Below are 23,495 nucleotides of genomic sequence, written 5' to 3'. Positions count from 1 at the left end.
GATTAAAAATCGACCGGAGCAAGACGACTCATGACCACCGCAGCAAGCACGCAGACCCCATCCGAACGTTTTGACGGCACCGACCGTTATGTTGCAACCGATGATTTGAAGCTGGCAGTCAATGCCGCGTTGACGCTAGAACGCCCTCTGCTCATCAAAGGCGAACCGGGCACGGGTAAGACAATGCTTGCAGAAGAGGTGGCGCGTGGTTTGGGCCGACCGTTGTTGCAATGGCACATCAAATCGACGACCAAAGCCCATCAGGGTCTTTATGAGTACGACGCTGTCTCTCGGCTGCGTGACTCTCAGCTCGGTGACGAAAAAGTGCGCGACATCCAAAACTACATCTTAAAGGGCGTGCTTTGGCAGGCCTTTGAATCGCCCGAACCCGTCGTGTTGCTCATCGACGAAATCGATAAAGCTGATATCGAGTTTCCAAACGACTTGCTCAGAGAGCTGGATCAGATGGAGTTTCATGTGTACGAAACTCGTCAAACGATCAAGGCGCACAACCGTCCTCTGGTGATTATTACCTCTAATAATGAAAAAGATCTGCCAGACGCGTTTCTGCGGCGCTGCTTCTTTCACTACATCCGTTTCCCCGATCGCGACACCCTTCGTAGCATCGTGGAGGTGCACTACCCCAATATACATGGCGATGTATTGCGTGCGGCCTTGGATACCTTCTTTCAACTGCGCGATGCCCCCGGTTTGAAGAAAAAACCTTCTACCTCCGAGTTTCTGGATTGGCTTCGTTTGCTGATTTCTGAAGATGTCAGTGCCGAACAGATTGACGCCCATGCCGCGACCTCAATCCCAATGCTTGCGGGTGCTTTACTCAAAAACGAACAAGATTTGCAGCTGCTTGAACGCCTTGCTGCAGTGACACGTAACTCGGTTCGCCGACCCAATCAGCAGTAACCCGAAGCACGACGAAGCAAAACCAATACGCGCCAGCCAGGAGACCCGTTTACATGAGTAATGGTTCAGGATTCAGAGTTAGCCCAGCCCCAGTCACCTTAACCGCGAGCGGCATCAGGCTTGAACCGCTGACGCCTGCTCATGAAAGTGGTCTCAAGCAAGCGGCCGCAGATGGCGAACTATGGACGCTACGAGTCACCTCTGTTCCTGAGCCGCAAGACACTGCGGCTTACATCAAAACCGCGAACGACGGCTTATCCGCCGGCAACCGGGTGCCCTTCGCAGTGATCGATGAAGGCACTGGCAAAGTCATGGGTAGCACCAGCTATCACGACATCATCCCAGCGGTTGGGCGTCTCGAGATCGGCTACACCTGGTATGCGAAAAGTTATCAGCGCACGCACGTGAATACGGTCTGCAAATTGATGCTGTTAGAACATGCTTTTGATACGCTGGGGGCTGCCGTTGTGGGCTGGCGAACCGACAACTACAACTTTGCTTCGCGGCGCGCGATTGAAAGATTGGGTGCCAAGCTCGACGGTGTGATCCGCCATCATGCACTGCGTCGAGACGGAACCGTCCGCGACACGCATATGTACAGCGTCGCCGCAGGCGAATGGCCCGAAGTACGTGCCCATCTTCACTATCAGCTCAAACGCCATGCTAGTTGATTTCTTCTACCATCTGCGCACCCAGAAACTCAAAGTTTCGGTCAAAGAATATTTGACCTTACTTGAGGCATTGACGCATCCATTGATGTCGCCCACCCTCGAAGATTTTTATTTTTTAGCGCGTACCACCCTCGTCAAAGATGAGACCTTGTTTGATCGTTTCGACAAGGCGTTTGCACTCTATTACCGCGGGATCGAAGCCAAACTACCGGGGAAAAAGATCCCTTTGGATTGGTTGATCAAAGAAATCGAAAAGAAATTAACGCCAGAGCAAAAGGCTGAGCTTGAGAAACACGGTTGGGACAAGCTCATGGAGATGTTCAAAGAGCGGCTCGACGAACAAAAAGGTCGACATGAAGGGGGAAGCCGCTGGATTGGCACGGGCGGCACTTCGCCGTTCGGCAACGGCGGGTTTCACCCTGAAGGGGTCCGCGTGGGCGGTAAGTCAGCGGGTAACCGAACCGCCGTCAAAGTATGGGACGAGCGGCAATTTCGTGACTATGACGATACGCTTGAACTTGGTACTCGCAACTTCAAAGTGGCCCTGCGCCGATTGAGACGTTTTGCGCGCCAAGGGGCTGATTTTGAGCTGGATCTCGATGACACGATTACCAGCACCGCGCGAAATGCCGGCTTTCTTGACATCAAAATGATTCCCGAGCGTCATAACAACGTCAAAGTGCTGATGTTGCTCGATGTCGGCGGCAGTATGGATGACCATATTGGTCGTGTCGAAGAACTTTTTTCAGCCGCGAGCAGCGAGTTTCGCAATCTCGAGGTTTACTATTTTCACAACTGCCCCTATGAGCATCTCTGGAAGTCAAACCGCCGTCGCCAAATGGAGCGCTTTGAAACCTGGGATGTCATCCGTAAATTCAATGCTGACTGGCGCCTGATTTTTGTGGGAGACGCCACCATGAGCCCCTACGAAATCCTTCAACCCGGTGGTTCAGTTGAGCATTACAACAAAGAGTCAGGGGCAGATTGGCTGCAGCGCATTGTCAGTACCTGGCCAAAATCAGTCTGGCTCAATCCCGAGCCACAGGCGTCTTGGCAATATCGGCAATCGATCTCATTGATCCGCAACATGGTGCAGGACAAAATGTTTCCTGTCACGGTATCAGGCATTGAGCAAGCGATGAGACTACTATCAAAGTGAACCAAACGTCGCCGGCGCACTCAAAGGATCGTGTTGATCCGAATTAAATCCCTAGGAAAATCCCCATGCGTTTATTCACTGGCGCCATGCAACGCGCTTTTCTTGGTATATCGTTGACCTCTGTTGCCCTACACGCCGCGTCAAGCGTGGCCGCCACGATGCCTGCTGGGATCACAGAGATCACCTCAGTCGAAGGTATCACTGAATATCGCCTCGATAGCAATGGCTTGCGAGTGTTGCTCGCACCCGACGAGTCAAAGCCATCCACCACCGTCAACATGACCTATCTGGTTGGCTCGCGCCACGAAAACTACGGCGAAACTGGTATGGCTCATTTGCTTGAACACATGCTGTTCAAGGGCACGCCGACTCATCCCAACGCTTTGGGCGAATTTTCAAAGAGAGGATTGCAAGCCAACGGTTCAACCTCGACCGATAGAACCAATTATTTCGCTAGCTTTGCGGCAAACCCAGAAACGTTATCTTGGTATCTCGGCTGGCAAGCAGACGCCATGGTGAATTCAAAAGTCGCCCGCGAAGATCTCGACACCGAGATGACGGTGGTCAGAAACGAAATGGAAAGTGGTGAAAACAACGCCTTTCAGACGCTTTGGCAAAAGATGCTCGGGGTAGCTTATCAATGGCACAACTACGGCAAGGCAACGATTGGGGCTCGCTCAGACGTCGAACTGGTTGATATTGCGCACTTGCAGGCGTTTTATCGCCAGTATTATCAACCAGACAACGCTGTCTTGATTGTCTCAGGCAAGTTCGACCCCCAGACAACCCTCGAGGACATTGCCAAAACCTTCAGTCCGATCCCCAAGCCCAGCCGCAAACTGCCCGCTGAATACACCGTCGAACCCATTCAGGATGGTGAGCGCAGCGTGACCTTGCGTCGTGCAGGTGGTTCACCGCTGGTGGCAGCGCTCTATCACGTACCGCCTGCAAGTACCAAAGATTTCGCCGCACTGGATCTAGCCAGCATGATTATCAGTGACACCCCTTCGGGCCGGCTCTATAAGACCATGGTGCCCACTAAGCAGGCCGCCAGCGTCCTTGGTTTCACCATGGACAGCTATGCCCCTGGCATCGTGATGTTCGGTGCGACCTTGCAGCCTGGCATGGATACCAAAAAGTCCCTGCAAACGCTGACCCATACCATTGAGTCGATCGACAAACAGGCCTTTACGCAAGTTGAACTCGACCGCGCCCGCAGTCAGTGGCTCACCAGCTGGAACAAAACCTTCAGCGATCCCCAAAAAATCGGTGTTGGCCTGTCTGAGGCGATTGCGGTGGGTGATTGGCGTCTGATGTTCGTTGAGCGCGATCACGTGCGGGACACCAAACTCGCAGACCTTCAACGGGTCGCGACGACCTACTTGATCACCTCCAATCGGACAGAAGGGACATATATCCCCACCGTCAAACCGGTACGTGCGCCGAGCGTTGCCATCCCTGATCTCACCGCTGAACTCAAGGATTACAAAGGTGACGCTAACGTCAAGCAAGCCGAGGCGTTCGATCCCGACCCTGCCAATATCGATGCTCGAACCGAACGTAAAACGCTGAAGCTTGCCAACGGCAATGTCAAACTGGCACTGCTCGCTAAACAAACCCGGGGAGAACGTGTCAAAGCTGCTATCGCCATCAAATTCGGGACACTCGATGCGCTCAAGGGACAAAGACTGGCGTCTCTGGCGACCGCAGATCTGTTAACCCGCGGCACCGCCAAGATGACTCGTCAAGAAATCAGCGACAAAATCGACGCCTTGCAGGGTGAAGTTTCTGTTGCCGGAGGGGCTGGTCATGTCACGATCACGCTATCGACGACTCGGTCAAATATCGATGCTTTGACCGCCTTAATGCTAGACGTGGTCAACACAGCGAATTTTGCACAAGATCAAGTCGATGAATATCAACGGTCGACGATTACAAGTCTTAAAAGTGCCATGACTGAGCCAACGTCCATCGCTGGTCGCCTGTTGTCGCGCCATGATAATCCCTATGCAAAAGATGACGTGCGGTACACACCCTCATTCGAGGAGTCGCTTGCCGCAGTCGAGGGTTTAAAGCGCGAGGCCTTGGTGAATTTTCATCAAAAGTTTTATGGCGCGGGGGATATTGCCGTCTCAGCAGTGGGGGATTTTGATCCAAAAACCTTCGAGGCAACGTTGACCAAAGCGCTAACAGGTTGGAAAAAAGCAGCGCCTTATGTTCGAATCCCGACGCCCTACCACGACGTCGCCGTAGAGCACATGGAAGCACTCACACCAGACAAAGCCAATGCCTTTTATTTAGCAAAAATGCCACTGGCGTTGCAAGATACCAATGAGGATTATCCCGCCTTGTCTCTGGTGAACTTCATGCTGGGTACCTCAGAGACTTCACGGCTCTGGTTGCGCGTGCGTGAAAAAGAGGGGCTGTCTTATAACGTGCGTTCATCGCTAACCGCATCGTCATTCGAGCCTGCAGGGTCTTGGTCCGTCTATGCGATCTTTGCACCGCAAAATCGCAACAAGGTAGAGGCTGCGATTCAAGAAGAACTCGTGAAATTAGTCAAAGATGGCTTTAGCGACGACGAAGTCAAGGATGGTGTCAAGGCGCTGCTGAACTACCGCAAACTGGCTCGGGCTCAAGATGGCACACTCGCGTCAACTTGGTTGGATTACTTGGAGACTGGCCGCAGTTTCAAACGTTCAGCAGAACTCGATCAAAAAGTCGCGGCACTGACGACTGAGCAGGTCAATGCAGCCGTTCGTAAATACCTCAAGCCTGAGGCGTTTAGTAGCGTTGCCGCAGGTGACTTCAAGAAGTAATTGACCAGGAACTTTCCCCGCGCTTGAACATCTCATACTCAAGGCATTTGCATCCCTGCGATGCCTCGGGTATTTTTAACTTTCAACCGCTTGGAGTCTTTCATTGAAGATCAAAACCAAAGCATTGCTTGCTGGCTTCATTGCCTCGCTTTCGCTCGCCGCGCTCGCTCAACCTGCGGCACCGGGCAGTGCACCTGTCGACAAGGCAAACCCACCACCTTTTGCCGTCAAGAAAGCACATCTTCTTGACCATCTTCAGAAAATGACTCAGTGCGTCACTCAAGCAAACAGTGATGACGATCTCAAGGCTTGCCACGATAAGAATCCCCCGCCAATGCCTCACCCTGGCGGTCAGCCACCGATGGGTCAGAAAAACTGACGTCTTGGTGATTGCGGCAAACTCAAAGGGTCGGTATCAACCGACCCTTTGAGCTTTTTGCTTAAGAGAAAAAGGCTTTCACTCGATCCGTCCAGGATTTGCTTTCTGGCGAATGTCGTGCCCCGCCTTCAGTCAAAGACGCTTCGAATTTACGTAGCAAATCCTTTTGATCTTCAGTCAGTTTGACGGGCGTTTCGACCACGATGTGGCAATGCAAGTCGCCTGGATACGCAGAGCGAACACCTTTAATCCCTTTAGCTCGGAGACGGAATCGTTTGCCGGATTGCGTGCCTTCAGGGATTGTCATATCGACTTGCCCTGTCAGCGTGGGTACGTTGGTGGTACCACCTAATGCAGCCAAGGTGAACGGAATCGTGACTTCGCAAATCAAATCGTCGTTTTCACGTTGAAAGATCTTATGTTCTTTCAAGTGAATCTCAACAAACAAGTCGCCTGGCGGGCCGCCATTAATACCAGGCTCACCATTGCCTGACACGCGGATTTGCATCCCATCATCGATACCGGCAGGGATCTTGACCTGTAACGTTTTATTTTTGCGAGTACGACCAACCCCATCACAGCTGACGCAAGGATCAGAGATTTCTTTACCCGCGCCGTGACATTTTGGACAAGTTTGCTGAACGCTGAAAAACCCTTGTTGCATACGCACGGCACCAGCCCCGCCGCATGTCCGGCAGGCAATCGGCGAGGTACCAGGTTTAGCACCTGTGCCTTTGCAAACTTCGCAATTTTCCCAGCTGGGGACACGTACATCCGTCTCAAAACCGGCCGCCGCTTGTTCAAGCGTGATATCCATAGAGAATCGCAAATCGCTACCTCTATAGACCTGGGGTCCACCACCGCGCCGTGGCCCACCGCCACCGAAAATTTCACCAAAAATATCACCAAACGCGTCACCGAAACCGGCTGCACCAGCACCGCCCCCTGCCCCCATCCCAGCAGCATTAGGGTCGACACCAGCATGCCCGTATCGGTCATAAGCGGCCCGTTTACTGTCATCGGACAGCATTTCGTAGGCCTCTTTGGCTTCTTTGAACTTGGACTCAGCATCCTTGCTATCGGGATTACGATCGGGATGATGCTTCATGGCCATCTTGCGATAGGCCTTTTTGATCTCTTCCTCGCTGGCATTTTTGCCTATGCCCAGAACTTCGTAGTAGTCGCGCTTTGCCATGATGTAAGGTTCTTGCAAACAAGATTCAAAAGACTTCCGCCCGGAAGCCCTTCTCAGGGCTCCGGGCGGTGAGGTTTACCGCAAGCCGATCACTTACCGTCGCGCTTGACTTCTTTGAAGTCAGCGTCAACGACGTTGTCATCAGCAGGCTTAGCGCCACCGTGCTCTTCAGTGCCAGCGGCCCCCGCAGCACCCGCAGCTGCTTGGTTAGCTTGCATATCGGCGTACATCTTTTCGCCTAATTTCTGAGAAGCTGTCGACAGCGCCTCAACCTTGCCATCAATCGTTTCTTTGTCAGCATTGTTTTTGAGCGCTTCTTCAACAGCAGCCATCGAGGCTTCAATGGCGGCTTTCTCGTCAGCTGACAACTTGTCACCATATTCAGTCAACGACTTCTTGGTTGAATGCACTAAGCCATCCGCTGCGTTACGCGCCTGTGCCAGCTCTGCCATACGATGATCTTCGGCCGCATTGGCTTCAGCATCTTTGACCATCCGTTGAATCTCTTCTTCGGTCAAACCAGAATTGGCTTTAATGGTGATTTTGTTCTCTTTGCCAGTGCCCTTGTCTTTGGCAGACACGTGCACAATACCGTTGGCATCGATATCAAAAGTTACTTCGATCTGAGGCACGCCACGTGGTGCTGGCGGGATCCCTTCGAGATTGAATTCACCGAGCGTTTTATTACCAGCAGCGATTTCGCGTTCACCTTGAAACACTTTAATGGTGACAGCCGGCTGGTTGTCATCCGCCGTCGAAAACGACTGCGAATAACGCGTAGGGATGGTTGTGTTCTTAGTGATCATTTTGGTCATCACGCCACCCAAGGTCTCGATACCAAGAGACAAAGGGGTGACATCCAACAACAACACATCTTTACGGTCACCAGACAACACCGAACCCTGAATAGCCGCACCTGCAGCCACTGCTTCATCCGGGTTCACGTCTTTGCGGGGATCACGACCAAAGAACTCTTTGACCTTCTCTTGCACTTTAGGCATACGTGTCATACCACCGACCAAAATCACGTCGTCGATGTCAGTCACTTTGATGCCTGAATCTTTTACCGCGGTGCGACAAGGCGCCATGGTTCGCTCAATCAGATCCTCGACCAATGCTTCGAGCTTGGCGCGCGTCATTTTGACGTTCAAGTGCTTAGGACCACTCGCATCAGCAGTGATATAGGGCAAGTTGATTTCAGTCTGCTGGCTGGATGACAACTCAATTTTTGCTTTCTCAGCGGCTTCTTTCAAACGCTGTAAAGCCAAAACGTCTTTCGACAGATCAACGCCCTGATCTTTTTTGAACTCGGCGATGATGTAATCGATGATGCGTTGATCAAAATCTTCGCCGCCCAAGAAAGTATCGCCGTTGGTTGACAGCACTTCAAACTGCTTTTCACCATCGACGTCGGCGATTTCGATAATCGAAATATCGAAGGTACCGCCACCCAAGTCATACACAGCGATCTTGCGATCGCCCTTTTCTGACTTATCCATCCCGAACGCCAAGGCAGCCGCCGTTGGTTCGTTGATGATACGTTTGACGTCAAGACCAGCGATACGACCAGCGTCTTTGGTCGCTTGACGCTGGCTATCGTTAAAGTAAGCAGGGACAGTGATCACCGCCTCAGTCACTTCTTCGCCAAGAAAATCCTCAGCCGTCTTTTTCATTTTGCGCAAAATATCGGCCGAGACCTGTGAAGGAGCCAGCTTTTTGTGCTGTGCTTCAACCCAAGCATCGCCATTGTCTGCTTTGACAATTTTGTAAGGCATCAGATTGATGTCTTTTTGCACAGCGTCTTCACTGAATTTACGGCCGATCAGACGTTTGACGGCATACAGCGTATTAGCGGGATTGGTCACCGCTTGCCGCTTAGCAGGCGCACCGACCAGCGATTCGCCATCATCAAGGTAGGCGACAATCGAAGGCGTCGTACGAGCACCCTCTGCGTTTTCAATAATACGAACCTGACCGCCATCCATCACTGCAACGCAGCTGTTGGTGGTGCCGAGGTCAATGCCGATAATCTTGCTCATGGTGACTTACCTTGTTCAGAAATCAAGAATAAATAAAGTGCTGTTGTTTTGTAATTGGGGGGATTTTGGTCAATTTCAAGCCCAAAATCATCAGTTTTTGTTTAAAAACCGACGATTCTTCACTTTCACCTGCGCTGCGGGCAGATGAGCTACTTAATTTGCGGCAGCTGGGCCACCGGATACGGTGACCAAGGCGGGACGCAAGACACGGTCGGCGATCAAATATCCCTTTTGCAACGTGGTCACCACCGTATTGGCTGGCTGATCAGCGGGAATAGTGGCAATCGCCTGGTGCTGATGTGGGTCGAATTTTTCGCCAGCTGCCGGCGCGATCCCTTTCAAATGGTTGCGTTCAAACGCTGAGACCAGTTGTTTAAGGGTGGCTTGGATGCCTGTTTTCATATCTTCAGCGGACTGATCCGTCTGAGCCAACGCTGCCTCAAGACTATCCATGACGGGCACCAGACCTTCAGCAAATGACTCAATACCGAATTTGCGCGCCTTGGAGACCTCATCCTGAGACCGGCGACGTACATTTTCCATCTCGGCATGTGCGCGCAACACCTGATCTTTGTGTTGCGCAACTTGTACCAGCGCAGCCTCGAGTTCTGCTTTGAGCGAAACCAGCGGGTCGTCAGAGGTTTGCGTTTGCTCTGAATGCTGGTCAATCGCCTGAGCGTCTGACGTGGGTTCAGGGGTGACTTTTGTTGGATCCTGCTGCGCGGTCATTGAACTGCTCCGAAAAACCATAGGTGAATAGTTACATGGGGGCAACTATTCGCCTTTCAAGGGTCGTCTTTTTAACCTTTTTGCGAATGGATAGGCCAACCGTGCAAATGCGTTTCGATCAGATCTGAAAAAGACTCGATCCAGGCCGGGCTGTCATTTAACGCAGGGATGTAACGAAACCGCTTGCCCCCCGCATGCATAAATGCCTCACAGACTTCAACCTGAATCTCTTCCAGTGTTTCGAGGCAATCCGCCAAAAAGCCGGGGCAGACCACGTCCACGTCCGTCACCCCTTGTTGCGCGAGCTGCTTCAAGGTGGGTTCGGTGTAAGGTTCAAGCCATTTTGTCGGGCCAAAGCGGCTTTGAAACGTCACAAGATACTGGTCATCCGACAAACCGAGATAATTCGCCAGCGCCCGGGCCGTTTCGTAGCTGTCTCGGCAGTACGGGTCGCCCATATCGACGCACTGCTGCGGCAAACCGTGAAAGCTCATCACCAGTTTTTGTGGCCGACCTTCGAGATCCCAGAAACGGGCAATTTGTTGACCCAAGGTCGAGATGAATCCCTGATCCGTGTGAAAGCGTTTGATAAAACGCAGTGCCGGCTGATCGCGCATCCGTCCGACAACGCGAGCAACCTCATCAACGACCGTCGCCGTGGTGCTGGATGCATATTGTGGATACATGGGAACGACCAAAATATGGTCGCATCCCTGGTGATGGAGCTGCCTCATCGCCTCGTTCAACGATGGGTTGCCGTAGCGCATGCCCACCTCGACAAGCACATCAAGGCCGCGTTTGGCTAAATTTTCTTTAACCAAACGGGCTTGGCGCTTGGTATAAACCATCAGCGGAGACCCCTCTTCCATCCAGACACTGGCATACCGAGGAACCAGTTTGCGAGGGCGAGCCATCAAAATCGGACCATTGAGGATGGGCCACCACAGCCACTTAGGGATCTCGATGACTCGAGAATCTGACAGAAATTCTTTTAAATAACGCTTAATTGCTGGCGCTGTTGGCGCATCCGGCGTCCCCAGATTGCTCAGAATCACGCCCACCCGGCCGTGATGAAAATCATTCGGCCAAGGGATAAAACGCTCTGATTGTTTTGCTTTAGCCCAAAACCGGCCAAAAGATCGTTGAGTGGAATTTTCTGACACAGTAAAACCCTATAAAGCAGACCCGAAGCGGGTAAGACGTCGAACTGAACAACCGAACGGTAACGAGCTCTGGATCAGAACACGCGAATGTGTCAGCGCCACTATCGATCAGGGTGATGGTGACTCAGCGCGTTGGACAGCAAACGAGCCGTGATATCCACAATCGGGATGACCCGCTCATAGGCCATGCGGGTGGGGCCAATCACGCCTAAAGTGCCGACGATCCGACCATCGACATCATAGGGAGCAGTAATGACTGTCACATCTTCGGTCGGCACCAACTGAGAATCACCGCCAATATAAATCTGAACCCCTTGCGCTCGGCTAGAGACGTCCAGCAATTGCAGCAAATCGGTTTTACGCTCAAACATCGAGAAGGTTTTACGCAACCGATCCATATCTGAGGCCAGTTCGTTGACATCCATGAGTTTGCGCTCACCAGAGATGACCACCGTCTCTCCCTCATCAGCGGCCTGCGCACCTGCCTCGACCGCAGCTTGCATCAAGCGAGACATATCTTCTTGCAATTTCGCCAAATCACTCGCCAACGTATGACGAACTTCACTAAACGATTTGCCTGCGAAGTTGTGATTGAAGAAATTGGCAGCCTCAATCAGGGCCATATCAGAATAGTCGCGCGGCGTAAGCAACACCCGATTTTGAACATCCCCATCGGGGGTCACAATAATCAACAAAATTCGCTTCTCAGACAGCCGAATGAACTCGATCTGGCGAAAAACGTGCGATCGCCGAGGTGCGAGTACAACCCCAGCAAATTGCGTCAGACTCGACAAGAGATCAGCTGCGGCATTGACCGCTCGGGTCGGATCAGACGCCGGCGACAGATCGCGAACATTGGTGTTGACATTGAGCTCGAAGGGCTGTGCCGAAAGCATCGTATCGACAAACAAGCGATAACCGCGTGGCGTGGGAACCCTGCCGGCAGACGTATGCGGGCTATGGATCAGACCAAGCTCTTCTAAATCCGCCATGACGTTTCTGATCGTGGCTGGCGATAGATCGAACACCTTAGACAGCGTGCGCGACCCGACGGGCTGGCCGTCGTCGATATAACGCTCAATCAGTGCTTTCAGTAATGCGCGGGAACGATCATCCATAGTGTGGTTATTCTACCTCCTCGCCCCTATAATCGATCAAGAATGATTGAGATGGATGTTTGATGCATTTTTCCACCGTTGCGTTAATTGGCCGTTACCAGGATGCTGCCCTGCATGGCCAACTCCGTGCCTTCGCTGCCCGCCTCGTTGCGGCGCGTCGAGAAGTGTTGATCGAACAAATGACAGCGCAACACACAGGGGTCACTGAGTACCCCAGCGCCACGTTTGAAGAAATCGGGGCCCGCGCAAACCTTGCCATTGTGATGGGGGGAGACGGCACCATGCTGGGTGCGGCACGGCACTTGGCCCCCTACGACATCCCTGTCGTAGGCATTAACCATGGCAGGTTGGGATTCATCACTGATGTCCCCATGGAAGACGCCGAGCAAGTCTTGCAGCAACTGCTTGAGGGCAACTACGAGTCAGAACCGCGCATGTTGCTCGAAGGTAGCGTCTGGCGAGGTGACCAAAAACTGTTTTCTGCGACCGCGCTGAATGATGTCGTGCTGAGCCGCGCGGGTCGGGGTGGCATGATAGAGGTGCGAGTCGCAGTCGACGGTACCTATATGTACACCCAGCGAGCTGACGGTTTGATTGTCGCTACCCCCACCGGATCAACTGCTTACGCACTGTCGGCCGCGGGGCCCATCATTCATCCCGAGGTGAACGCCATCTTGCTGGTGCCGGTTGCCCCGCAAACGCTGTCGAATCGGCCGATTTTGATCCCCGACCGAGGCAATCTCAGCATTACCTTGACCACCATGAGCCGAGTCGAGGCTGGTGCCAGCGTGCACTTTGATATGCAGACGTGGTCTGACCTGCTGCCGGGCGATGTGATTCAAGTCAAAAGAGCGCCGCATACCATCCGATTTCTGCACCCCGCCGGCTACAGTTTTTTTGCAACACTGCGTCGCAAACTCGACTGGAACCGCATGCCAAGCGGCAGTAGCGACAGGGATTAAGCTGCATGCTGAGAGCCTTACATATTCGTGACTTTGTCATTGTCGACCGCGCAGACATCGAATTTGACAGCGGCTTTACCGTTTTTTCGGGTGAAACCGGTGCAGGAAAATCCATTTTGATCGATGCGCTTGCGCTTGCACTAGGCGAACGCGCTGATATCAGTGTCCTTCGCGAAGGTTCAGCCAAGGCTGAAATCAGCGCCGTGTTTACCCCGACAGCCAGCATCAGCGAATGGCTAAACGATCACGACCTTCAAACAGAAGACGAACTCGTCTTGAGACGAGTCGTCGATTCGCAAGGCCGCAGCCGGGCGTATATCAATGGCTCGCCAGTCAACCTCACTCAACTCAAAGAAATGGGCGAACAGCTGATTGATATTCACGGTCAGCACGCCCATCAGAGTTTGTTGCGCATCGATAATCAACGTGATTTATTAGACACTCATGGCTCGCATCAAGCGCTCAAGCAGGCGGTGGTCGTCGCCTGGAAGTCTTGGCGCACTGTCGTCAAACAGCTTGAAATTGCCACCCAAGATGCCAGTGCGCTGGCCGTCACTCAAGAGAAACTCGACTGGCAAATCGGCGAGTTGCAATCCTTGCGGCTGGTCGCGGATGAGTGGGATGATATTTCTGCAGAACACACCCGTCTGGCCCATGGGCAAGCCTTGATTGACGGTGCGTCTAGCGCGCTCGCTCTGCTTGATGAGTCAGAGACTTCAACGCAGCATCAACTTGCTGTTGCGGTTAAAACGCTCAGCCAGTTACTACGACATGATGCCACGCTGCAGTCTGTGCACGATGCCCTCACCTCGGCCAGCAATGAGGTTAATCAGGCGATTTCAGACTTAAACATCTATTTATCAGGGGTCGAACTCGACCCTGCTCGGTTGTCAATTGTCGAAGCGCGCATGAGCAGTCTGTTTGATGCGGCACGAAAACTTAAAACCGACCCAGAACACTTGTACAACCTTCTGCAACAGCTATTGGCAAAGCGAGAAGCCCTGATCGCCTCCTCAGATATCGACACCCTCAAAAAAGAGGAAATTGCTCTCAAACAAGCTTATCTTGAGGCTGCCGGTGTCCTGTCAGCTGCCAGAAAGAAATCTGCCACTCTATTATCCAAGGAAGTCACTGCAGTCATGCAAACGCTGGCCATGCAGGGGGCCAGTTTTCAGGTCGCTGTGACACCGGCAACCCCCAGCGTCCACGGCCAAGATCAAATCGAGTTTTTGATTGCTGGCCATGCTGGGACAACACCGCGGCCACTCGCAAAAGTAGCTTCTGGGGGCGAGCTCGCGCGCATTTCACTCGCCTTATCCGTGATTGCAAGTCGTGCAGCTCGAGTACCTACCTTGATTTTTGACGAAGTAGACTCGGGCATTGGAGGGGCTGTCGCAGAGGTGGTTGGTCGTTTGCTGGCCGAATTAGGGCAACGCCATCAAGTGCTTTGTGTGACTCATTTGCCGCAGGTGGCGGCGCGCGGACAGCATCATTATCAGGTCACCAAGCTTCAGTCAGCTCAGGCCACGAAATCGAATATTGACCGTCTCGAGCCGTCGGCTCGCATCGAAGAAATCGCGCGTATGCTGGGGGGGCTCAAAATCACCGACACCACCCGCGAGCACGCGAAAGAGCTACTTGAAGGTTAGACCAACGACACGTTGCGCGAGGGGTGCTTCGTGCAGTCGCCGCACACGCCATACAACACCATCGCATGGCTCTCGAGGGTAAAACCGTTTTGACGCGCCACTTCATGTTGCCTTTTCTCGATGGCCTCATCCGAAAACTCGACAACGGCACCGCAATTGGTGCAGATTAAATGATCGTGATGATCGCCATCATTGAGCTCAAAAATCGCCTTGCCACCATCAAACTGGCTTCTCAGCAGTATCCCTGCCTGTTCAAACTGGGTGAGCACCCGGTAAACCGTCGCCAAGCCGATATCGATCTTTTCAGCGATCAGCGATCGATACACATCCTCAGCGCTCAAGTGTCTTGCGCCTGATTTACGAAAGATATCGAGTATTTTAAGTCGCGGGAAAGTCGCCTTTAAACCCAGGTTTTTCAGACCGCTTTCGTTGTTATCTAATTGCACAAATTACCTTTAGTTTGCGTCAGTCCTGACAACAGACTCTGTAAAGCTTTATCATACCGTCTTTGACAGTCTTCCCAACAGGGGCCGTGCAGTGTCCATATCATCCAAATTCGCTACTTTTGCCCGCATCGGCGTGGTCTGCTGCGGTTTAATCATCGGCCTGGCCGGTTGCTCGTCGACCAAATTCGGGTTTCCCTACAAGGTTGGGGTTCAACAAGGCAACTGGATCACCAAAGAGCAGGTTGCGATGATCCAGCCCGGGATGAGCCGAGAGCAGGTCAAATTCGCACTGGGTTCGCCAGCCCTGACGGATGTGTTCCATGCCAACCGATGGGATTACCCCTATTTCTATCGCGCCGGTAGCGGCAAAATAGAAGAGCGTCAGCTCACTATTTTCTTCGTCGACGGTAAAGTCGAGAAATGGCAAGGCGACGAGCAACCAACGCTTCAGCCTTATCAAATCGCCAAAGAAGAGCTCAACCAACCTCAAAAAGACGCTGCGCAAGTCGCCGCAGAGCAAGTGCGACGCGACAGCGACAAACCTGAAGCCGTCGATAAACTGATCCCAGGCGTGCAGGCTGACGGGGGCTTGGTGGATCGTATGGCTGACCCAGCTTCGTCCACCGACGTCGGTGTGACGGGTACTCAACCCATGCGGTAACCCACAGTAGCGAAAACCAGAATCATGACTCGAATTGCGATAGCGGGTGCCAGCGGCCGAATGGGGCAAATGCTGATTGAGGCCATTTCTCACGCCAAAGACTTAACCTTGACTGTGGCGCTAGAGCACGCGGGCAGCCCCGCCATTGGTCAGGATGCAATGGCTTTTTTAGGTCGCCAAAGTGGGGTGCTGATCAGTGGTTCGCTTGATGCGTTACAGCAGGCAGATTGTTTGATCGATTTCACCCGCCCCGAGGGGACACTCGCCCATTTGGCGGCCTGTCAGCGTTATCACGTCAATATCGTCATCGGGACGACCGGGTTTGATGAAGCGGGCAAGGCGGCCATCACGCATGCTTCAGAATCCATTGCTGTCGTCTTCGCCCCAAACATGAGTGTTGGTGTCAATGCCACTTTCAAATTGCTGGATATGGCCGCTCGTATTTTAAATGCGGGCTACGACGTTGAGGTGTTCGAGGCACATCATAAGCACAAGGTCGATGCCCCTTCGGGCACCGCCATCAAGATGGGCGAAGTGGTCGCCAACGCTTGGGGCAAAAGTCTGGATGACGTTGCCACGTGGTCGCGTGAAGGTCATACTGGCCCAAGAGAAACCGGCACGATTGGTTTTTCAGTCGTACGGGGCGGGGACATTGTCGGTGATCACACCGTCTACTTTTGCGGTGCCGGCGAGCGTATCGAAATTACCCACCGATCCAGCAGTCGTGCCGGTTATGCTGAAGGCAGCCTTCGCGCTGCTCGCTTTCTGAACGGTCAGCAGCAAGGGCTCTACGACATGCCCACCGTGCTGGGCTTGAATCACTGAATGACAGTCGGCTCCATCTCGAGCTGCACGCCATAGCGATCCTGCACACTGGCAACAATTTCGTTTGCTAGGTTAAGAATGTCTGCTGCTGTCGCCCCTCCCTCGTTGACAATCACGAGGGCTTGCCGTTCATGCACACCCGCACGTCCCCTACGCTGCCCTTTCCAGCCAGCTTGATCAATCAACCAAGCTGCTGCGAGCTTGATCAAGCCATTATCCTGCGGATAACCCACGAGGTCTGGATACGCCTGTCGAATCGATTCAAACTGCGCTGCGGACACCACGGGGTTTTTGAAAAAACTGCCTGCGTTACCCAACACTGTCGGATCGGGTAGCTTGGATTGTCTGATCTGACAGACCAACTCAAATATTTGTCTTGCCGTGATCGTGCCTGACGGCAATGCCGACAACGAGCCACTGCGAGCAAGATCCGGGTAGTGAGTGATCGCCTGCCAAGGTTTGGGCAAGCGAAATCGAACCGACGTGATCACCCAAGTCCCAGGTGGCGTGCGTTTAAACATGCTATCCCGGTAAGCAAAAGCGCATTGCTGTGCGGTCAGCGTCACAAACCGCGCTTCAGGAATGTGCCAAGCACAAACGGATTCGATGCGACTGTTAAGCTCAACCCCGTAGGCTCCAATATTCTGCACCGGCGCCGCCCCCACAGAACCTGGAATGAGCGCGAGATTTTCGAGGCCGGGCCAACCCTGCGAGATGCAATGGCTGACAAAAGCATGCCAGCTTTCACCAGCTGCCGCGTCGATGATCCAAGCGTCAGCTTGATCCGCAATTAGCTTGATACCTGTTAGGGCTACCTTTAACACTGGCTGATCTAGCGTAGCCGGCAGCACCACGTTGCTTGCCCCCCCCAACACAAGCCAGCGAGCACCTGTTGAGGCGAACTGAGAGATCGCAGGCAATTGACTCAACGCACTGAGCACAACCAACCGATTCGCCTGGCAAGGCAAGCCCAGTGTATTAAGGTGCTGCAGGTCGACTTGATGAAAATCGAGCTCATCTTGAACAGGGGTTGGATCTGTGATTGACATCAGTTAGAAATATTTGCTATGATTCTAGTCTTCGCTGATATTACTAGATGTTTAATAGATAGCAGCGCAGATAGCAGCGCAGATAGCAGCGCAGATAGCAGCGCAAATAGCACTGCAACAGTCAGTATGCTGGTAGCTGTAAGAAAGTTAGTACAAGTAAGTAAGTAGCGGTGAAAGTAGTGAAAAGGCAGTAATAATGCGGGAGTAGCTCAGTTGGTAGAGCGCAACCTTGCCAAGGTTGAGGTCGAGAGTTCGAGACTCTTCTCCCGCTCCACATTCAGGGGGAAGCACCATGCTTCCCCCTTTCAGTTTGTGCCGGCGCAATGGCAGAGTGGTTATGCAGCGGATTGCAAATCCGTGAAGCTCGGTTCGATTCCGGGTTGCGCCTCCAAGCCCCCGAAGCCCCTCATCGCTTGCGTGGCAACAACAGCTCAAGATTCAACGGATTAGACATGGATCAATCTGTCATCGACGCTATCGCCCGTTGGCCCAACGTGCCTGCCGTCGCCGGTTGGCTATCCCTGAGCAGCCGAGGCGAATGGCGACTGCATCCCTCAGGTGACGCTCAGCAAGGCGGGCCCGGCGTCGGTGTCAGCAACACACAAATGCTCAGCTTTTTCGGTCGCAACTATGCGAGTGAAGCTGACGGTCGCTATTTCTTTCAAAACGGTCCGCAGCGTGTTTATGTGCGGCTTGATGCAGCGCCTTTTATTCTGCATTTAATTCCGCAAGACGGCTCTGTTCGTACCCACAACGGCTTAACCGTCAAAAAAATTACCCGCTGGCTCACCGACGATCTGGGCAATATCTACGCCGATACAGATCTGGGGCCAGCACGCATGGACGATCGAGATCTGTTCCTGCTGGCCGATCTCTTGGTCAATCAGCAAGGCACTGCGGTTCTTGACTGTATTGAGCAAGGCGAGTCTAACGCCGCGCAAGCTGTCAGGTTGCGCGCGCGGCCAACCGAAGTCAACTTCTCAGCGATGGCGACCTTTGCCCCGCTACAGTGGGTTCAACATGAAAATATTGGCATCACCATGAATTTCATCGCAAATCCCGCCGTGCCGGTAAAATAGCGCTATGAACATGGATCCTAACTTTTTCTTCCCGGCGCCTCGTCGACAAAATTTTTGCGGCCAATGCGGGCATTCGATCACCCGGTTGATCCCGCCGGGTGACAATCGCGAACGTGATTTGTGTGAAAAATGCGGTGCCATCAGCTACCAGAATCCTCGTGTTGTCGTTGGCACCATGCCCATTCTCGGTGACAAGGTGTTGCTGTGCTTGAGGGCCATTGAACCTCGCGCGAACACATGGACCTTGCCCGCTGGCTTCATGGAGCTCAGTGAAACCTTAGGTCAAGGTGCCGAGCGAGAGACGCAGGAAGAGGCTGGTGCAGACATCGAGCTAGGTCATCTTTACACCACCATTGATATTCCCCAAGCAGATCAAATCCACATCTACTTTCTGGCGACCGCACTGAGTGCAAAACTCGACCCAGGCCCAGAAACGATCGAAGCTCGTTGGTTCGACTTGGACGATATTCCGTGGGATAACTTATCTTTTCGGTCGGTCTCAACAACCCTCAAACATTATTTGAGAGACCGAGAAGCCGGTCAATTTGGGCCTCACCACTACGCGCTGGCTGCCAATCGAGGCTAGCTTACCGACCTGTTGGGATGAGCTCACTCGATCTACCTTGGCTCATGCCTGGCGCTCCCTTCCCGGACCCTCGCTCGGCCCTAATTCAGCCAGCAGGCTTACTGGCCGCTGGGGGTGACCTCACGGTTCAAACCTTGCGCCGAGCTTATTCAAAGGGAATTTTCCCCTGGTTTAATCAGGGTGAGCCGATTCTCTGGTGGTCTCCTGAGCCAAGAATGGTGCTTGATTGCGACAAACTTCATATCTCGCATAGCCTAAAGAAGCGCTTGAAGCAGATCGCGACTCAACAAGCCTTGCGCGACTTTGGTGTCGTCGTGACGGTTGACACACAATTTGAGCAAGTGATCGCTCACTGTGCGACCACGCTGCGGGATGGTCAACCCGGCACTTGGATTACTCAACAAATACAACAGGCATATCGCGCTTGGCATCAGGTAGGCCAAGCCCACAGCATTGAGACATGGATGGATGGCGAGCTCGTCGGAGGTCTGTATGGGATTAGCCTAGGAACGATGTTCTTCGGTGAGTCGATGTTCATGCACCGAACCGACGCCTCAAAAATCGCCTTTGTCCATCTGGTGAACTTTCTCAAACGTCAAAACGTGCGGCTGATCGATTGTCAAATGGAGACGGCTCATCTGGCATCCTTCGGTGCTGCGCCTATCGCACGAGCGCATTTTTTGCAGCATCTTGAGCAGACGGTTGGGCAAGCCGATTTGCTTTGGCGACCCGGCTGGATTGATCACACGGGTCAACTGCAGCCTTTGACGTTGCTTGCCTAAACCGTCCGCGTGTACTATCAATCTTGACATGATTTATGGGCACCGCCCAATCCATGAGCAGACTGAAAGAGCTTCCCTTTGCCGCATTGCAGTTTTACGCGACGGCCCCCTACGATTGCAGCTATCTGCCAAACCGGCAGGCGCGCTCTCAGGTGGCGGCACCGGGCCATCTCATCAACACAGATACCTACTCTCATCTCGTGAACGAGGGGTTCAGACGAAGTGGGCTCTTCACCTACCGCCCTTATTGTGATGACTGCAGGCAATGTATTCCAGTCCGTATCGATGCTAAGCGATTTGAAGCAAATCGCACGCAAAAGCGAGTATCAAAAAGACATCAAGACCTGCGCCCGTTCGTGGCTGAGCTTGCGTGGTCTTCCGAGCATTTTGATTTGTACACCCGGTATCAAGCCAGCAGACACCCCGGGGGTGGCATGGACGAGGATAGCCGCACACAATACAGTCAATTTCTCTTAGCCAGCCGTGTCAACACACGGTTGGTCGAGTTTCGCCAAGAGGACGGTACGCTCTTGATGGTGTCCATCATCGATATGCTCGAATTCGGCTTATCCTCGGTCTATACGTTCTATGAGCCTGAATACGCCGGCAGTCTCGGTACCTATAGTATTTTGTGGCAAGTTCAACAATGCCGCTCGTTAGAGCTACCTTGGTTGTATCTCGGCTACTGGATTGGGCATAGTCGAAAAATGGCCTATAAAGCGGCGTTTCAGCCCGCCCAATACCGCGTCAACGGACATTGGCAAGATACACTGCCTGCTCTTGACGAAACCTGACTTTTTAAGCGCTCACTATGTCGATACTTTTTCAAGCCTATCCCCTTGCTCGCGCGGCGCTTTTTGCGCTTGATGCCGAAACTGCTCACGAGGCGACCTTGGACGGCTTGCAACGGGCCTACGACTGTTCACTCACCAGAGGGCTCTTACACGACCAATGTTTAGCGCCAACAACACTCATGGGCCTATCGCTCAGAAACCCAGTCGGGTTGGCAGCAGGATTAGATAAAAACGGTGCCCATATCGATGCCATGGGCAACTTAGGTTTTGGTTTTATCGAGGTGGGGACGGTGACGCCGCGTGCACAGCCAGGCAACGCCAAGCCACGGATGTTTCGACTGATCAAAGCCAATGCGCTCATCAATCGCCTCGGTTTTAACAACGAAGGTCTTGATACGTTTTTGGCTAATGTCAAAAAAAGTCAGTGGCGTACTCAAGGGGGAATTCTCGGCTTGAATATTGGCAAAAACGCGGATACGCCCATCGACAAAGCCTCTGATGACTATTTACTGGGTTTGACTGCCGTCTATGCTCATGCCGATTACGTCACAGTCAATATCTCATCGCCCAACACCAAGAACCTGCGCTCATTGCAATCTGGTAGCGAGTTGACGAATTTGCTCACCGTGCTGACCGATAGACGAAAAGCGCTGGCTGATCAATACGGCAAGCGGGTGCCCATCGCTGTCAAAATCGCGCCAGACCTCAGTGACGAAGAAATCGATGTGGTCGCAGATTTACTGCCCAAATTTGGCATCGATGGCGTCATTTCGACCAACACGACGCTCGATCGCAGTGCTGTGCTTGGGTTGCCGAACGCGGACCAGACAGGCGGCTTGTCAGGCGCACCGCTTCATCAGAAATCACTGCATGTGATTCGGCGCTTAAGGCAACACCTCGGGTCACAGACCGCCATCATCGGTGTCGGTGGCATTTTGAGTGGCCAAGATGCTGTCGAAAAACTTCAAGCAGGCGCGCAGGCGGTGCAGCTCTATACTGGTCTCATCTATCGAGGGCCTGCCTTGGTCGCAGAATGCGTCAAGGCTATCGCGAGCGATTGACGCTCAGCGCAGCGATAGTGCCCAGCGCCCCCGACAGCAAATAAATGCTGACATAAGATAATCCCAGGTAAGCCGACAAACCCAGCACGATCAAGGGGGCAAACGCAGCACCGAATATCCAAGCCAGATCAGCGGTCAGCGCAGCGCCGGTATAGCGAAACCTGGACGGAAAGTTCGACGTCACCGCGCCCGCTGCTTGACCAAAAGATAAGCCAAGCAGGACAAACCCCACCAAGACAAACGCGTTTTGCTTAAACGTATCACCACCGCCCATCAAATACGGTGCAAGCTCGCTAAAACAGGCAATCAATATGGCTAACGCACCCAACGTCATCCTGCGCCCAAAGCGGTCAGCGATCAAACCCGAGGCGAGCATTGAGACAAAGGCTGCACAGGCACCTAGCATCTGAATCGATAAGAACTCACTGACCGACCGACTCGAGTACAAGGCCACCCAAGAAAGCGGAAATACCGTCACCAAGTGAAACAAGGCGTAACTGGCGAGGGCAGCCAGTGCGCCGATCATCAGATTGTGCTTTTGGGTTTTCAACACGTCTCTGGTGCGGGCTGGCGCAAGCTCAAGATCGTTCAATAAGTGATCGTAAGACGGCATAGAGACGATTCTCAGGCGAGCAAACAGCGCCACGACATTAATGGCAAATGCCACGTAAAACGGATAACGCCAACCCCATTCAAGAAAGTCTTTACTCGACATGTCTTTTAAGAGGTACCAGAACAACCCGGCCGCAAAAATAAACCCAATCGGTGCACCTAATTGGCCCTGCATCGCATACCAACCACGTTTTGAAGGAGGTGAGTTCAAGGCGAGCAAACTGGGCAGGCCATCCCAGCCGCCTCCGGTTGCAATCCCCTGTCCCACTCGCAGCACGCTCAGGCAGATCACTGAGGCCACGCCAATGTCATCGAAGGTTGGTAAAAAGGCAATGCCCGCCGTTGAGGTGCCCAGCAGAAACAAAGCAGCAGTGAGTTTTGCGGCTCTGCCGTAACGGCGTTGAAATGCCATAAAAGCAACCGTACCAAAGGGCCTCGCCAGAAAGGCAAAGGCAAAAATGACGAAACTGTAAAGCATGCCGTCCAAAGGGCTTTGCTGAGGGAAGAATACGGCGGGAAAAACCAGCACGGAGGCAATGGCATACACGAAGAAGTCGAAATGCTCGGACGCACGTCCAATGATCACACCCACGGCGATCTCGCCAAGCGGGATCTCATGGACTGAGGATTGCTTAATACTCGCATTCGACGATCCAATCATTGGATAGGGACCGATTGTTGATTCGTTCATCGTCATTTGATTACTCGCTTTAAAGCTGAAAACCCATCACGGCCGACGTGGCTACCTGACCCAAGGATCAGATGGGCACCTTGGACAAATTGCCTCACCTCCCTC

Annotated in this window: 22 protein-coding genes and 2 tRNA genes; 16 read left to right on the top strand and 8 right to left on the bottom strand. The window is 53.0% G+C overall.

Translation table 11 applies throughout. From position 1 onward, the window contains the following. Positions 1 to 30: 30 nt before the first annotated feature. From AC1W8Y_RS08025 to AC1W8Y_RS08005, 5 genes are all read left to right on the top strand, one after another. A complete protein-coding gene (locus AC1W8Y_RS08025) occupies positions 31 to 921 on the top strand; it encodes an AAA family ATPase (protein WP_482013947.1) in 891 nt (296 codons plus the stop codon). A 53-nt stretch (positions 922 to 974) separates the two neighbouring features. Beyond that, complete coding sequence (locus tag AC1W8Y_RS08020; RefSeq protein ID WP_482013946.1) at positions 975 to 1,592, top strand: GNAT family N-acetyltransferase; 618 nt, start codon at positions 975 to 977, stop codon at positions 1,590 to 1,592. Then, complete coding sequence (locus AC1W8Y_RS08015) at positions 1,582 to 2,751, top strand: vWA domain-containing protein (protein ID WP_482013945.1); 1,170 nt, start codon at positions 1,582 to 1,584, stop codon at positions 2,749 to 2,751. Before AC1W8Y_RS08020 ends, AC1W8Y_RS08015 begins: the two co-directional genes overlap by 11 nt. 65 nt (positions 2,752 to 2,816) lie before the next feature. Beyond that, the gene (locus AC1W8Y_RS08010; protein ID WP_482013944.1) at positions 2,817 to 5,570 is read left to right on the top strand and encodes a M16 family metallopeptidase; all 2,754 of its coding nucleotides are present in this window, start codon (positions 2,817 to 2,819) and stop codon (positions 5,568 to 5,570) included. A 103-nt stretch (positions 5,571 to 5,673) separates the two neighbouring features. After that, complete coding sequence (locus AC1W8Y_RS08005; RefSeq protein ID WP_482013943.1) at positions 5,674 to 5,949, top strand: hypothetical protein; 276 nt, start codon at positions 5,674 to 5,676, stop codon at positions 5,947 to 5,949. A 61-nt stretch (positions 5,950 to 6,010) separates the two neighbouring features. On the opposite strand, the gene dnaJ is transcribed toward AC1W8Y_RS08005, so the two are convergent. From dnaJ to hrcA, 5 genes are all read right to left on the bottom strand, one after another. Continuing rightward, the gene (gene dnaJ, locus AC1W8Y_RS08000) at positions 6,011 to 7,144 is read right to left on the bottom strand and encodes a molecular chaperone DnaJ (RefSeq protein ID WP_482013942.1); all 1,134 of its coding nucleotides are present in this window, start codon (positions 7,142 to 7,144) and stop codon (positions 6,011 to 6,013) included. A gap of 89 nt (positions 7,145 to 7,233) precedes the next feature. Further along, positions 7,234 to 9,183: a molecular chaperone DnaK gene (dnaK, locus tag AC1W8Y_RS07995; RefSeq protein WP_482013941.1), complete on the bottom strand. Its 1,950-nt coding sequence runs from the start codon at positions 9,181 to 9,183 to the stop codon at positions 7,234 to 7,236. 153 nt (positions 9,184 to 9,336) lie between these two features. Then, a complete protein-coding gene (gene grpE, locus AC1W8Y_RS07990) occupies positions 9,337 to 9,912 on the bottom strand; it encodes a nucleotide exchange factor GrpE (protein ID WP_482013940.1) in 576 nt (191 codons plus the stop codon). A gap of 71 nt (positions 9,913 to 9,983) precedes the next feature. After that, positions 9,984 to 11,075 carry a ferrochelatase gene (gene hemH, locus AC1W8Y_RS07985; protein WP_482013939.1) on the bottom strand — a complete coding sequence of 364 codons (1,092 nt, stop codon included), beginning with the start codon at positions 11,073 to 11,075 and terminating at the stop codon, positions 9,984 to 9,986. A 101-nt stretch (positions 11,076 to 11,176) separates the two neighbouring features. Then, entirely contained in the window at positions 11,177 to 12,193 is a 1,017-nt protein-coding gene (hrcA, locus tag AC1W8Y_RS07980) for a heat-inducible transcriptional repressor HrcA (protein WP_482013938.1), read from the bottom strand. A gap of 62 nt (positions 12,194 to 12,255) precedes the next feature. On the opposite strand from hrcA, the gene AC1W8Y_RS07975 reads away from it, so the two are divergent. Both AC1W8Y_RS07975 and recN read left to right on the top strand, forming a co-directional pair. After that, positions 12,256 to 13,155, top strand: a complete 900-nt coding sequence (locus tag AC1W8Y_RS07975) for an NAD kinase (RefSeq protein ID WP_482013937.1) — start codon at positions 12,256 to 12,258, stop codon at positions 13,153 to 13,155. A 5-nt stretch (positions 13,156 to 13,160) separates the two neighbouring features. Beyond that, positions 13,161 to 14,804, top strand: coding sequence for a DNA repair protein RecN (gene recN / locus AC1W8Y_RS07970; RefSeq protein ID WP_482013936.1), 1,644 nt, complete (start codon positions 13,161 to 13,163; stop codon positions 14,802 to 14,804). Here recN and fur read toward each other — a convergent pair. Next, positions 14,801 to 15,250, bottom strand: coding sequence for a ferric iron uptake transcriptional regulator (gene fur, locus AC1W8Y_RS07965; RefSeq protein WP_482013935.1), 450 nt, complete (start codon positions 15,248 to 15,250; stop codon positions 14,801 to 14,803). The two genes, recN and fur, sit on opposite strands and share 4 nt — an antisense overlap. Before the next feature lie 91 nt (positions 15,251 to 15,341). On the opposite strand from fur, the gene AC1W8Y_RS07960 reads away from it, so the two are divergent. Continuing rightward, positions 15,342 to 15,911: an outer membrane protein assembly factor BamE gene (locus AC1W8Y_RS07960; RefSeq protein WP_482013934.1), complete on the top strand. Its 570-nt coding sequence runs from the start codon at positions 15,342 to 15,344 to the stop codon at positions 15,909 to 15,911. 24 nt (positions 15,912 to 15,935) lie between these two features. Beyond that, positions 15,936 to 16,736, top strand: a complete 801-nt coding sequence (gene dapB, locus AC1W8Y_RS07955; protein WP_482013933.1) for a 4-hydroxy-tetrahydrodipicolinate reductase — start codon at positions 15,936 to 15,938, stop codon at positions 16,734 to 16,736. Here the strand turns inward: dapB and murB are convergent. Further along, positions 16,730 to 17,785: a UDP-N-acetylmuramate dehydrogenase gene (murB, locus tag AC1W8Y_RS07950; protein ID WP_482013932.1), complete on the bottom strand. Its 1,056-nt coding sequence runs from the start codon at positions 17,783 to 17,785 to the stop codon at positions 16,730 to 16,732. The genes dapB and murB overlap by 7 nt on opposite strands. Positions 17,786 to 17,983: 198 nt before the next feature. Here murB and AC1W8Y_RS07945 point away from each other — a divergent pair. From AC1W8Y_RS07945 to AC1W8Y_RS07915, 7 genes are all read left to right on the top strand, one after another. Continuing rightward, positions 17,984 to 18,059: transfer RNA gene (locus AC1W8Y_RS07945), tRNA-Gly, on the top strand. A gap of 43 nt (positions 18,060 to 18,102) precedes the next feature. Beyond that, positions 18,103 to 18,176, top strand: a tRNA-Cys gene (locus AC1W8Y_RS07940). 61 nt (positions 18,177 to 18,237) lie between these two features. Further along, positions 18,238 to 18,864 (top strand): DUF2946 family protein, encoded by a 627-nt coding sequence (locus tag AC1W8Y_RS07935; protein ID WP_482013931.1) that lies wholly within the window; start codon positions 18,238 to 18,240, stop codon positions 18,862 to 18,864. A gap of 10 nt (positions 18,865 to 18,874) precedes the next feature. Next, positions 18,875 to 19,450, top strand: coding sequence for an NUDIX hydrolase (locus AC1W8Y_RS07930; protein ID WP_482013930.1), 576 nt, complete (start codon positions 18,875 to 18,877; stop codon positions 19,448 to 19,450). 17 nt (positions 19,451 to 19,467) lie between these two features. Then, positions 19,468 to 20,232 carry a leucyl/phenylalanyl-tRNA--protein transferase gene (gene aat / locus AC1W8Y_RS07925; protein ID WP_482013929.1) on the top strand — a complete coding sequence of 255 codons (765 nt, stop codon included), beginning with the start codon at positions 19,468 to 19,470 and terminating at the stop codon, positions 20,230 to 20,232. A gap of 53 nt (positions 20,233 to 20,285) precedes the next feature. Further along, on the top strand, positions 20,286 to 21,026 hold the full coding sequence (locus tag AC1W8Y_RS07920; RefSeq protein WP_482013928.1) for an arginyltransferase: 741 nt from the start codon (positions 20,286 to 20,288) through the stop codon (positions 21,024 to 21,026). Positions 21,027 to 21,043: 17 nt separating this feature from the next. Further along, positions 21,044 to 22,087 carry a quinone-dependent dihydroorotate dehydrogenase gene (locus AC1W8Y_RS07915; RefSeq protein ID WP_482013927.1) on the top strand — a complete coding sequence of 348 codons (1,044 nt, stop codon included), beginning with the start codon at positions 21,044 to 21,046 and terminating at the stop codon, positions 22,085 to 22,087. On the opposite strand, the gene AC1W8Y_RS07910 is transcribed toward AC1W8Y_RS07915, so the two are convergent. After that, positions 22,071 to 23,360 carry an MFS transporter gene (locus AC1W8Y_RS07910; protein ID WP_482013995.1) on the bottom strand — a complete coding sequence of 430 codons (1,290 nt, stop codon included), beginning with the start codon at positions 23,358 to 23,360 and terminating at the stop codon, positions 22,071 to 22,073. The two genes, AC1W8Y_RS07915 and AC1W8Y_RS07910, sit on opposite strands and share 17 nt — an antisense overlap. Positions 23,361 to 23,495: the final 135 nt, after the last annotated feature.

The organism is Jezberella sp., assembly GCF_964834465.1.
Note: the sequence above shows the minus strand (reverse complement) of the source record. Positions and strands in the feature narration are given on the sequence as shown.